This window comes from Pseudomonas sp. MF4836 (genome assembly GCF_002018875.1).
Taxonomy (GTDB): Bacteria; Pseudomonadota; Gammaproteobacteria; order Pseudomonadales; family Pseudomonadaceae; genus Aquipseudomonas.
Window position 1 is genome coordinate 403,199 of record NZ_MVOL01000005.1, and the last position, 12,355, is coordinate 415,553.

The following is a 12,355-nucleotide window of genomic DNA, read 5'->3' on the forward strand; positions in this document are numbered from 1 at the left end:
TAACGCCACCCGTGAAACTCGCTGCCTTCTGGGCAATTTTCTCTGGGCAAAAGCAGGCGTCAAACCGCTACCAGGCGCACGCTGGCACCTTCGCCGACACCCAGTGCTTCGGCCGCTTGCAAGTCCAGGGTCACCGGTTTGCCTGGGGCGTAGTCGAGCTCCAGCAACACCGCGCGGTAATCCTGCAACTGGGCGTTGGCCACCAGGTACTGGCGTCCGCCGCCCTTGCTCACCTCGCCGATTTTCACCGGCACCACGCGGCTCTGGGCAATCGAGCGAATGCCCGAAACCCGTGCGTGCAGGGTCGGGCCGCCGTCGAAGATGTCGATGTAATGATCGGTCTCGAAGCCTTCGCGCATCAGGATGTCGAACGTGATCTGCGCCCGCGGGTGCACCTGGCCCATCGCCTCTTGGGCGGCGTCCGGCAGCAGCGGCACGTAGATCGGGTAGTGCGGCATCAGTTCGGCGAGGAAGGTGCGGCTTTTCAGCCCGCACAGGCGCTCGGCGGCAGCGTAGTTGAGGTCGAAGAAGTTACGTCCGATGGCGTCCCAAAATGGCGAGTCGCCATGCTCGTCGCTGTAGCCGACGATCTCGGTCACCACTGAATCGGCAAAGCGCTCCGGGTGGCTGGCCACAAACAGCAGGCGGCCGCGGGAGTTGAGCTCCGACCACGACGAACCCACCAATTCCGGCACCACGTAGAAGCTGGTCAACAGGCTGTTGCCGGTCAGGTCATGGCACTGGGACAGGACGTGAATCTTGTTATGAATCTTCAGCTCGCGAGAGGCGTGAACGAAGGTTTCATTGCGAAAGCTGTAGAACGGCTCGGAGTAGCCGGCCGAGGCGACGATGGCCGAGCAGCCCACCAGCTTGCCGCTGTCGGTGTCTTCAAGGACAAAGAAGTAGCTCTCTTCACCGTTGAAGCTGACTTCGGCAGCGAACGAGGCTTCGGAGGCAGCAATCTTGTCGCTCAGGCGTTCGACATCATCCGGCAAGGAAGTGACACCAATCGGGCTGTCCGCAGCCAGACGCTGTACCTCGCCCAGATCAGCCATTTGCGCGGGGCGCATCACCAGCATGGTGTCACTCCTTACTCGAAACAGGTCGGCAAACAGGCCGACTCAGGGAAAAAAATGCCGGGATAGCCCGGCACAGAAATGTGGCTCGACGCCTATCCGCGAGGATAAACGCCGAGGAGTACTGCGGCCTGAATCAGGCTTGGGTCAACGTGGCGACGGCGCGTTCGAAGCGGTCCAGGCCGGCGTCGATATCAGCGTCTTCAACCACCAGGCTCGGGGCGAAACGCACCACGTCCGGGCCGGCTTGCAGAATCATCAGGCCTTCTTTTTCAGCGGCGTTGAAGATGTCTTTGGCTTTGCCTTTCCAGGCATCGCTCAGCACGCAACCGAGCAGCAGGCCCAGGCCGCGCACCTGAGTGAACAGGCCGTATTTCTCGCCGATCTGCTCCAGGCGGGTCTTGAACTTGTCATGCTTGGCGTTGACACCACTCAGCACTTCAGGAGTGTTGATCACGTCGATCACCGCTTCCGCGACAGCACACGCCAGTGGGTTGCCGCCGTAGGTGGTGCCGTGAGTACCGACTACCAGGTGCTTGGCCAGCGCTTCAGTGGTCAGCATGGCGGCGATCGGGAAACCACCGCCCAGGCTCTTGGCGCTGGTCAGGATGTCCGGCGTCACGCCGTAGTGCTGGTAGGCGAACAGCTTGCCGCTGCGGCCCATGCCGGTTTGAACTTCATCGAACACCAGCAACGCGTTGTGCTCGTTGCACAGTTCGCGGGCACCTTGCAGGTAAGCCAGCTCGGCCGGCAGTACGCCACCCTCGCCCTGGATCGGCTCCAGCACCACGGCGCAGGTCTTGTCCGAAACGGCGGCTTTCAACGCTGCCAGGTCGTTATAAGGAACGTGGGTGATGCCGGTGATTTTAGGACCGAAACCGTCGGAGTACTTCGACTGGCCACCGACGTTGACGGTGAACAGGGTACGGCCGTGGAAGCTGTTGAGCGCCGCGATGATTTCGTACTTCTCAGTGCCGAAACGATCGAAGGCTACGCGACGGGCCAGCTTGAAAGCGGCCTCGTTGGCTTCGGCGCCGGAGTTGCAGAAGAACACGCGCTCGGCGAACGTGGCGTCGATCAACTTGTGCGCCAGGCGCAGGGCCGGCTCGTTGGTGAAGACGTTGGACACGTGCCACAGCTTGTTGGCTTGTTCGGTCAGCGCACCGACCAGCGCCGGATGGGCGTGACCCAGGACGTTGACCGCGATGCCGCCGGCGAAGTCGATCAGCTCTCGACCTGACTGATCCCAGACTCGGGACCCGGCGCCACGCACTGGAATGAAAGCCGCAGGCGCATAGTTGGGAACCATGACCTGGTCGAAATCGGCGCGTTGCACCGGAGCTTGCTCAACGGACATCGGAGTCTCCTGAAGAGGAACGCCTGCCTGAAACTGGCGAGCGATGGGGGGATTGTAAGGACAGTTTTCAGCCCGGCCTTGCCGCCAAGCGACAACTTCTTATAGCGCCAAACCCGGATTTAGACGGGTTTACGGCAATGCGACAAATAGCGTCGCAAAGGCGCAGTTTAAACTGCCGACAGCCCTTAGCGGCAGCTCTGCCCGCAATTGCGTCGGCCAATGATCTGTCGTCGCTGCCATAGGCTTGAGCCACACTTGGGCGCTGGACAGGGCAGGCGTCGTGTAATCCGTGGAGAAATGCGCCGAGGTTCAGAGCCAGCGCAGCCTGGCGGCAGCGGCACATGTTTGAGTTGTAGCCGCTGCCGTAGGCTGCGCTGGCTGAAGCAGACGCCGTGCAATCTTTGCTGAAATGCGTTGAACGCCAGGGCAACCAAACCCGCCGGATCGGATCAACCGCGCTCGGACGGCACCGATGACAACTCGAACGGGCTGCTGCTGCGCCGCTGATTGCGATCTTCGCGAGGGGTGGCGCCGAAAAAGTTGCGGTAGGCGCTGGAGAAATGCGGCCCCGAGGAGAAGCCGCAGGACAGGCCGATCTGAATGATCGACTTGCTGGTCTGCATCAACATCTGGCGCGCCTTGTTCAGGCGCAGCTCCAGGTAATACTGGCTGGGCACACGATTGAGGTACTGCTTGAAGATCCGCTCCAACTGCCGACGCGACACGCAAACGTGCTGGGCAATTTCATCGGTGGTCAGCGGCTCTTCGATGTTGGCTTCCATCAGCAGCACAGCCTGGGTCAGCTTCGGATGGCTGGAGCCCAGGCGGTTTTGCAACGGAATACGCTGGCGCTCGCCGCCTTCGCGAATCCGCTCCACCACCAACTCTTCCGACACCGCACCCGCCAGCTCGGCGCCGTGATCACGGGCCAGCACCGCCAGCAGCAGATCCAGCACCGACATACCACCACAGGCGGTCAGGCGATCACGATCCCAGTCAAACAAATGACTGGTGGCAATCACCTTGGGAAAACGCTCGGCGAAATCATCCTGCCAACGCCAGTGCACCGCCGCCCGATAACCATCGAGCAAACCCAACTGCGCCAGCGGGTAGACCCCGGCCGACAAGCCACCGATCACACAACCGGCTCGCACCAGCTGCTTGAGCGCGCTGCTCAGGGCCGGCGCTATGGAGGCCGGCGGCTCATCGGCCAGCAAAAACAGCTTTTGGCAGCCTTCAAGCTTGCCCGCCCAAGGCTCACCCGGCAGTTGCCAGGCGCCTTCAGCCGGAGCCTCGGCCTGCAGGAACGAAAGCTCGTAGACAACATCCGGATGCACGCGCTGAGCAACACGCAAGGCCTCCTCAGCCAGCGCCAGCGTCAAGGCTTTAGTGCTGGGCCAAATCAGGAAACCAATTCGATGGGCAGTCATGGCGTGCGATCCGAAACGAAAACAGTGTTAAAAAACCGAGGGCGGCAGCACCAACATAGACCAGTCTGCGCGAGGCGCAGCATGCCCTAAAAAGGTGCACAACGGCAGCGCTAAATCAGCTGTTACTTCAAGCTGCCCGACAGGAACTGCTGCAACCGCTCGGACTGCGGATTGACCAGCACTTCACGCGGGTTGCCGCTCTCTTCCACCACCCCTTGGTGCAGGAACACCAACTGGTTCGACACTTCGCGAGCAAAGCCCATTTCGTGGGTGACCACGACCATGGTCCGACCTTCCTGGGCCAGGGCCTGCATGACTTTCAGCACGTCGCCCACCAATTCCGGATCGAGCGCCGAGGTCGGTTCGTCAAACAGCATGACTTCCGGCTCCATGGCCAGGGCCCGGGCAATCGCCACCCGCTGCTGCTCACCACCGGACATATGGCCCGGGTAGGCGTCCTTGCGGTGCGCCACGCCGACCTTGGCCAGGTACAGCTCGGCCTTTTCCCGCGCCTCGGCCTTGGACATGCCGAGTACATGGACCGGCGCTTCCATGATGTTTTCCAACGCGGTCATGTGCGACCACAGGTTGAAATGCTGGAACACCATCGACAGCCGCGAGCGCATGCGCTGCAGTTGTTTCGGGTCGGCAGCCTTGAGCGCGCCGTCCTTGTTCGCCACCAGCTTGAGCTCTTCGTTGTTCAGCAGGATCTTGCCCGCATGGGGCTGCTCAAGCAGGTTGATACAGCGCAAAAAGGTACTTTTGCCGGAGCCACTGGAGCCGATGATGCTGATGACATCGCCGGCGGCGGCTTTCAGGGACACGCCCTTGAGCACTTCGTGACTGCCATAGCGTTTATGCAGGTCTTGGACTTCAAGTTTGTACATGCTGTCGGTTCTCACAAAAAGCTGTCAGTCAGTCGTTGAGCAAGCGCCCGTGCCGCAGCGCTTCGCGCCCCGCCACCTTGGCCAGCCAGAAACCGGATTGGGCATAACGTAGCCGTTCCACGGCAAACAACACGCCGCTGGTGCCAGCACACAGGATGCTGACCCGATCGGATAAGGGGTCAATCACTTCAAAGATAGGCTCGCCCTTCTCCACCCAGCTGCCAACCGGACGCAGAAAGCTCACCACGCCCGCGTGGGGCGCAAACAATAGCTCGGTGCCTTCAAAGGGCATGGCTTCGCAGGCTTCCTGGGCGGCCTTGGGCCACTCGCCAGCGATCAAACCCTGCTCAGCCAGAAACGCCAGGATCCCTTCGGCATGAGCCTCGGCTTGCGGGCGGCCGGTGTCGGCCTGTCCACCCAGCTCGACGGTGGTCGCCAGGCACGCCAATGGAATCTGCGCCTCGGGAAACAACCGGGAAAGTTGCAGCCAGGGCAGCGAACAGGCCTCGTCAAACGAGTTGCCGCCCGACTCCTCGGCCAGCAGGCCGACCCGTACATTCAAGTGCGCAGCCAGGGAACGCCACTGCGGCCAGTGCTGCGGCAAAGCGTACATGTGCAGCGCTGCCTCGGCATCGCAATGCAGGTCGAGGACCACGTCGGCACCGCAGGCATGGCTCAGCAACACCCGTTGCAAGCCTTGCAGCTGACTGGTCGGGGCCGGCAAGGCCGCCAGGGCGTCGCTCATGGCCTGGCGAATCAGGCGGATATTGGCGTGGGGATCATCCCCCAGGCGCCCTTCCAGCAACGCCGCAACCGGCGCACTCAGCTCAACGAAATCACGGTTGAAGTTCTTGCCGCTGCCGGCCTCGAAACGCCCCTGGTGATTGCCTTGCAGCAACTGCCCGAGGCCGATCGGATTGGCCACCGGCACCAGCTCAATCACGCCATTGAGCGCGCCCTGGGCTTCCAGCTCGGTCAGGCGTTTCTTCAGCTCCCAGGCGGTGCGCATGCCGGGCAACTCATCGGCGTGCAGGCTGGCCTGGATATAGGCCTTGCGCTCGCCATGGCCAAAGCGAAACACCGAGACCTGGCGCTCGCAGCCCAAATGGCTCCAGGGCAATGAATGATCGATACGTTCCATATCAGTGCTTCCGCGGCGCCAGGTAGCCCAGCCAGCGGCGCTCGGCCAACTTGAACAGGCGCACCAGGATGAAGGTCAGGCACAGGTAGAACACGCCAGCGGTGATGTAGGCTTCGAACGGCAGGTAGTACTGGGCGTTGACGGTCCGGGCGGCGCCGGTGATGTCGATCAGGGTCACGATGGAGGCCAGGCTGGTGGTCTGCAGCATCATGATCACTTCGTTGCTGTACTGCGGCAGCGCCCGGCGCAGGGCCGACGGCAGCAGGATGCGGCGATACATCTTGTAGCGCGACATGCCCATGGCCTTGGCGGCTTCGATCTCGCCATTGGGCGTGGCCCGCAGGCTGCCGGCGATGATTTCAGCGGTGTAGGCACTGGTGTTCACGGCAAAGGCCAGGCAGGCACAGAAGGTCGCGCTCGACAGCCACGGCCAGAGAAAACTCTCACGCACCGCCTCGAACTGCGCCAGGCCGTAGTAGATCAGAAACAGCTGCACCAGCATCGGCGTGCCGCGGATCACGTAGGTGTAGAGCCAGGCGGTCATGTTGATGACCGGCTGCTTGGAGACCCGCATCAGCCCCAGGGGCAAGGCCGCCAGCAGGCCGAAAAACAGCGACAGGGCCAGGAGTTTCAAGGTGGTCAGCAGGCCGCCCAGGTACAGCGGCATCGCCTCCCAAATGACGTTGTAGTCGAAGATCATAGATCAGCCGCCCTTACGCCTACCGAGTAGCGCTTCTCAAGGTAACGCAGTGCCAGCAACGAGACGCTGGTGATCACCAGGTACATCGCCGCCACTGCAAGGAAGAAGGTGAAAGGCTCGCGGGTGGCGTCTGCCGCCTGCTTGGCCTTGAACATCATGTCTTGCAGGCCCACCACCGAAATCAGCGCGGTGGCCTTGGTCAGGACCAGCCAGTTATTGGTGAAGCCGGGAATCGCCAGGCGAATCATCTGCGGCACCAGTACCCGGAAGAACACCTGGAAACTGCTCATGCCGTAGGCCATGCCGGCTTCAGCCTGCCCCTTGGGGATGGCCATAAAGGCGCCGCGGAAGGTTTCCGACAGATAGGCACCGAAGATGAAACCCAGGGTGCCAATACCGGCTGCCAGCGGGTTGAGGTCGATGTAGTCGTCAAAACCCAGCAGCGGTGCGACGCGGTTGAGCAGGTCCTGGCCGCCGTAGAAAATCAGCAGGATCAGCACCAGGTCGGGAATCCCACGGATCACCGTCGAATACAGATCGCCCAGCCAGGCCAGCCAGCGCACCGGTGACAGGCGCAGCGCGACCCCGATCAGACCCAGAACAATGGCCAGGGCCATGGACGACAAGGCGAGCTGAAGCGTCAGCCAAGCGCCATCGAGGATGACAGCCCCGTAGCCTTTCAACATGATTCAGGTCCTCGAAAATTGGGATGAAAAAATGGCGCAAACTTCAGAGATTCTGCTGCTTGCGCCATCTCGGACTGACTGCTTCGACGTATTACTGGCCGTAAATATCGAAGTCGAAGTACTTGTCCTGGATTTGCTTGTACTTGCCGCTCGCACGAATGGCGGCGATGGCAGTGGTGATCTTGTCTTTGAGCGCATCACCCTTGCGCACTGCAATCCCTACGCCGTCGCCGAAGTATTTGACGTCGGTGAAGGCCGGACCCACGAAGGCGAAGCCCTTGCCGGAATCGGTTTTCAGGAAACCGTCGTTCAACAGGGTGGCGTCTGCCACGGTGCCATCGAGACGACCAGCGGCCACATCCAGGTAGATTTCGTTCTGCGAACCGTAAGGCTTGATCTCGGCACCCAGTGGCGCCAGCACTTCACGGGCAAAGCGTTCGTGGATCGAACCACGTTGCACGCCAATGTTCTTGCCTTTGAGCTCGGTCAGGCCATCGCTGATCTGAGTGCCAGCCTTCATGACCAGACGTGCCGGGGTGTTGTAGTACTTGCCGGTGAAGTCCACGGACTTCTTGCGATCATCGGTGATCGACATCGACGACAGGATGGCGTCGATCTTGCGAACCTTGAGGGCCGGGATCAGGCCGTCGAACTCTTGCTCGACCCATACACACTTGACCTTCATCTCTTCACAGAGGGCGTTGCCGATGTCGTAGTCGAAACCGACGATGCTGCCGTCCGGCGCCTTGGAGGCAAACGGAGGGTAAGCCGCTTCAATACCAATTTTCAGGGGCTTTTCATCAGCGAATGTCGGCAGGGAGAGCACGGACAGTGCCAGGGCGCCAAGAAGCACGAGTTTCTTCATCTTAGGACTCCATCGGTAAAGGGCGAAAACGGCAGAGTGAGCGACAGCCCAATATGCGAATGGGTGGAACCTGATTAGCGGCGCAGCGTCCTGGGCAGCCCGGCGAAAATCCAGCACAGGCGACGACGAGCGAGTGATCGGCATTCTAACGACAGGCCGGAAGCCGATATTTCTTCAATGCGACAACAAATTACACAAGCATCGAGAAAGCCGGTCTGGCGCATTGACAGCTCTTCAGGTTTATGCAAGAGCAAAAGAAATGGAACCGATACATGCTGCAAATTGCGGGCCTATTATTGGCAAAGCCTTCTATTCCGGCAAGCTCAGCGTAATGACTTATTTGTTACCTGGATAAAACCAGCCCGAAAATGGGGCCTGGCGTTTCCCATTGCCCCGCTATTGGGCGCGGGGTTACACCTTGGGCGATCCCGGTAACATTCAGATACGTCCGATGGACAAAACCGATATTTATCATCTCTGTAGCCGCTGCCCCAATGCCCGCAACCGCCCCGTAGCCGCTGCTGCCAGGTTGCGCTGGCCGGACCCGGCACCTCAGCCCCCAGGGCCCATCGACGTCTTTACAAGCACCGACGCCAAGCAAAAAAAGCCCCGCCAGGCGCAAGGCCGGGCGGGGCTCGATGACAGGCAGCGCGTGTTACGCGACGTTCATCGTCTTGTGGGTTTCGATCAGGTGCTGCACCACTCCCGGGTCAGCCAGGGTCGAGATATCCCCCAGGCCGTCGTACTCGGCAGTTGCGATTTTGCGCAGGATACGCCGCATGATCTTCCCGGAGCGGGTCTTCGGCAGGCCTGGCGCCCACTGAATCACGTCCGGCGAGGCAATCGGACCGATCTCCTTGCGCACCCAGTTCTTCAGCTCAAGGCGCAGCGCTTCGCTCGGCTCTTCGCCACCATTGAGGGTGACGTAGACATAAATGCCCTGACCCTTGATGTCGTGCGGCACCCCGACCACCGCCGCTTCCGCGACTTTAGGGTGGGCGACCATGGCGCTCTCGATTTCGGCGGTGCCCATGCGGTGCCCGGAAACGTTGAGTACGTCGTCCACACGCCCGGTGATCCACCAGTAACCATCCTCGTCACGACGTGCACCGTCACCGGTGAAGTACATGCCACGGAAGGTCTTGAAGTAGGTATCGACGAACCGATCGTGGTCGCCATAGAGCGTGCGCGCTTGGCCTGGCCACGAATCGAGAATCACCAGGTTGCCTTCGGCAGCGCCCTCGATGATGTTGCCCAGGTTGTCGACCAGGGCCGGCACCACGCCAAAGAACGGCCGCGCGGCAGAACCCGGCTTCAGCGCATGGGCGCCCGGCAACGGGCTCATCAGGGTCGCGCCGGTTTCGGTCTGCCACCAGGTATCAACGATCGGGCAACGGGATTGACCGACGTTCTTGTAGTACCAGTCCCAGGCTTCCGGGTTGATCGGCTCGCCCACCGAACCCAGCAGACGCAGGCTGCTGCCATCGGCCCCCTCACAGGCGGCGGTGCCGGAGGCCATCATGGCGCGGATCGCAGTCGGCGCGGTGTAGAGGATGTTGACCTTGTGCTTGTCGACGATCTTCGCCACCCGAGTGATGTCCGGGTAGTTCGGCACACCTTCGAACAACAGGGTGGTCGCGCCATTGGCCAGCGGGCCGTAGACAATATAAGTGTGGCCGGTGACCCAGCCGACGTCGGCGGTGCACCAGTAGATTTCCCCCGGGCGGTAGTCGAATACGCGCTCGTGAGTCAGGGCCGCATACAACAGGTAGCCGCCGGTGGTGTGCTGCACGCCCTTGGGCTTGCCGGTGGAGCCGGAGGTATAAAGGATGAACAGGGCTTCTTCAGCGCCCATTTCCTTGGGTGCGCAGACGGTGCCGGCAACCTTCATCAGGTCTTCGTACCAGATGTCGCGATGCTGGTTCCACTTGATGCTGCCACCGGTGCGCTTGCACACGATGACCTTCTGGATGCTGCTGGTTTCCGGGTTGGTCAGGGCGTCGTCGACATTGGCCTTGAGCGGGATCTTCTTGCCGGCGCGAATGCCTTCGTCGGCGGTGATCACCACTTTCGAGCGGCAGTCGATGATGCGACCGGCCAGGGCTTCAGGCGAGAAGCCGCCGAATACCACCGAGTGGATGGCGCCGATGCGGGTACAGGCCAACATCGCGACCACGGCTTCGGGGATCATCGGCATATAGATAGTCACCACGTCGCCGCGGTGTACGTCTTGGCCACGCAGGGCGTTGGCGAATTTGCAGACTTCTTCGTGCAGCTCGCGATAGGTGATGTTGCGGCTTTCGGCGGGGTCATCGCCCTCCCAGATGATCGCGATCTGATCGCCGCGCTCAGCCAGGTGACGGTCCAGGCAGTTGTAGGAAACGTTGAGGGTGCCGTCGGCAAACCACTTGATGTCGACATGGTGATCGTCGAAGGAGGTCTGCTTCACCGTGGTGAAAGGCTTGATCCAGTCGAGGCGCTTGGCCTGCTCGCGCCAGAAGCCGTCGGGGTTGACGACCGACTGCTGGTACATGGCCTTGTAGGTCGCCTCGTCAGTCAGCGTATTGGCCGCAACCTCGGGACGAACGGGATACAGAGAAGCCGCACTCATCTTTCTTACCTCGGTGACATAGTTGTTGTTGTATGCCCCTGTTTTAGCCGGGGCGGGCCTATAGAACCATTCGACGATGGTAGTAACAAGCCCCTACAAAACGTCCTATTTACCTCATCAGCCGCTCTAGCACGCAGGCTGTAGCCAATTCCGGGTGATATTGAAAAGACCCGGATGTGGGCCAGCGGCCCGAAAATCCGGGGATTGTTACAAAATCCGTCAATAGTGTTTATCAAAAGCACGGCTATATGCCGGCCGGCCAGGCGCCTAAAATCGGTCTCGCCAACAAGGCAAAGTGATTAACCAAGTTGCAGCCCCCACGAAGGCAGTTAATCCAAAACACTTACTCAAGTTCCACACGCAACCCCAAAAAGGTTGCGTGACCCCACACGACCTTAGAAAGGTAAATTTGAAATGAAAGCTTTATTAGTTCTGGCCCTCAGCAGTCTTTGCGTCACTGCGATGGCTGACGAGATCCCGACTGATGTTGCCAGCCAGCAAACACCGGTAGAGGAATACTCTTACTCATCCGACCTGGACATCGCCAAAGTTATCTCCATGAGCGAAGTTCCCAGTGTGTGTGAAGTTGTACCGGCGCGAATGGAGTACGAAGACTCCAACGGCCAAAGACATATTCTGCAATATCGCGTCATGGGCAGCGGCTGCTCTAACGGCTGAGAGCCAAGTTAGTTTCAAAAGACTTTATAACTGCCGGCCGCAAGAAATCACTCTTGCGGCAAAGATGCCCGCCACACACCGGCTCACGGGACTGTTGCAGAGCATCGCCTAATCGAGACGCGAACACGGCACTCGCACTCGACCGATTCCCTGAAATTTCGTTTAGCGCCTTGCAGCCCTTGCCGGCCATGCGTGGAGAAGCCATCACAAACAAATCGATATAATCGATTATTAAACGGCATTTTTTGCAATCTTTAATCAATTTAATCAGATTAGTATGAGCTTCACACCCACCGTACAAAACGAACAACACCCGGAGCTACCGACATGAAAACCAAACTGATCCTCGCCCTGACCCTCTCTGTACTGGCCGCCAACACATTTGCCGCTGACGGCTATGACCGTACCGGCTCGGCCATTGCCGCCGATGGTTATGACCGCACAGGCTCCGCCACCTTTGTTGAGGACGGTTATGACCGCACTGGCTCGGCCACCTTTGCCGAAGATGGCTATGACCGCACCGGCTCCGCCACCTTTGCCGAGGACGGTTATGACCGCACCGGCTCGGCCACTGTTGCCGAAGATGGCTACGACCGTACTGGCTCCGCCACCTTCGCCGCTGACGGCTACGATCGCACCGGTTCGGCCAACCTTGGCTGATCCTGGCAGGCGACTTCACAGCCCGACTCCGGTCGGGCTTAGTAGTGTTTGAAGCCGACCAAAACCACCTCAAACCACTACATCTAGTAAAAAACCCAATTTTCCGGCCTTTTTCGGCCTCTATTTTCACCGTCAAAAAAAAATCTTCAGCCCCCCTTCCACGGCCAAAGCCCTGTAAACCCTCGCTTCGCCCTCAGTGCCTTCCCTTTGTGAGCCAACCTGCGCTACTTGGTCGCCCCACAGGCCTGAAAAAATCCCTATAAT

Annotated in this window: 11 protein-coding genes; 2 read left to right on the forward strand and 9 right to left on the reverse strand. The window is 60.2% G+C overall.

Annotation, left to right across the window (positions count from 1 at the left end; genetic code table 11):
• Window positions 1–59: 59 nt before the first annotated feature.
• From aruF to acs, 9 genes are all read right to left on the reverse strand, one after another.
• The gene (gene aruF / locus MF4836_RS14545; protein ID WP_078470855.1) at window positions 60–1,079 is read right to left on the reverse strand and encodes an arginine/ornithine succinyltransferase subunit alpha; all 1,020 of its coding nucleotides are present in this window, start codon (window positions 1,077–1,079) and stop codon (window positions 60–62) included.
• A gap of 133 nt (window positions 1,080–1,212) precedes the next feature.
• Window positions 1,213–2,433 (reverse strand): aspartate aminotransferase family protein, encoded by a 1,221-nt coding sequence (locus MF4836_RS14550; RefSeq protein WP_078470856.1) that lies wholly within the window; start codon window positions 2,431–2,433, stop codon window positions 1,213–1,215.
• Window positions 2,434–2,882: 449 nt separating this feature from the next.
• Window positions 2,883–3,863 (reverse strand): transcriptional regulator ArgR, encoded by a 981-nt coding sequence (gene argR / locus MF4836_RS14555; RefSeq protein WP_078470857.1) that lies wholly within the window; start codon window positions 3,861–3,863, stop codon window positions 2,883–2,885.
• Between the two features lie 122 nt (window positions 3,864–3,985).
• On the reverse strand, window positions 3,986–4,750 hold the full coding sequence (locus MF4836_RS14560) for an ABC transporter ATP-binding protein (RefSeq protein WP_020295684.1): 765 nt from the start codon (window positions 4,748–4,750) through the stop codon (window positions 3,986–3,988).
• A gap of 28 nt (window positions 4,751–4,778) precedes the next feature.
• Window positions 4,779–5,891 (reverse strand): succinylglutamate desuccinylase/aspartoacylase family protein, encoded by a 1,113-nt coding sequence (locus tag MF4836_RS14565; RefSeq protein ID WP_078470858.1) that lies wholly within the window; start codon window positions 5,889–5,891, stop codon window positions 4,779–4,781.
• Between the two features lies 1 nt (window position 5,892).
• A complete protein-coding gene (locus tag MF4836_RS14570; RefSeq protein ID WP_078470859.1) occupies window positions 5,893–6,591 on the reverse strand; it encodes an ABC transporter permease in 699 nt (232 codons plus the stop codon).
• Window positions 6,588–7,277 carry an ABC transporter permease gene (locus MF4836_RS14575; RefSeq protein ID WP_020295687.1) on the reverse strand — a complete coding sequence of 230 codons (690 nt, stop codon included), beginning with the start codon at window positions 7,275–7,277 and terminating at the stop codon, window positions 6,588–6,590. The genes MF4836_RS14570 and MF4836_RS14575 overlap by 4 nt, the downstream gene beginning before the upstream one ends.
• Before the next feature lie 91 nt (window positions 7,278–7,368).
• The gene (locus tag MF4836_RS14580; protein ID WP_078470860.1) at window positions 7,369–8,142 is read right to left on the reverse strand and encodes an ABC transporter substrate-binding protein; all 774 of its coding nucleotides are present in this window, start codon (window positions 8,140–8,142) and stop codon (window positions 7,369–7,371) included.
• 655 nt (window positions 8,143–8,797) lie between these two features.
• Window positions 8,798–10,753, reverse strand: coding sequence for an acetate--CoA ligase (gene acs, locus MF4836_RS14585; protein ID WP_020295689.1), 1,956 nt, complete (start codon window positions 10,751–10,753; stop codon window positions 8,798–8,800).
• A gap of 414 nt (window positions 10,754–11,167) precedes the next feature.
• Here acs and MF4836_RS14590 point away from each other — a divergent pair, with 414 nt between their 5' ends.
• Window positions 11,168–11,431: a DUF2790 domain-containing protein gene (locus tag MF4836_RS14590; RefSeq protein ID WP_020295690.1), complete on the forward strand. Its 264-nt coding sequence runs from the start codon at window positions 11,168–11,170 to the stop codon at window positions 11,429–11,431.
• A 327-nt stretch (window positions 11,432–11,758) separates the two neighbouring features.
• Entirely contained in the window at window positions 11,759–12,091 is a 333-nt protein-coding gene (locus MF4836_RS14595; RefSeq protein WP_078470861.1) for a hypothetical protein, read from the forward strand.
• Window positions 12,092–12,355: the final 264 nt, after the last annotated feature.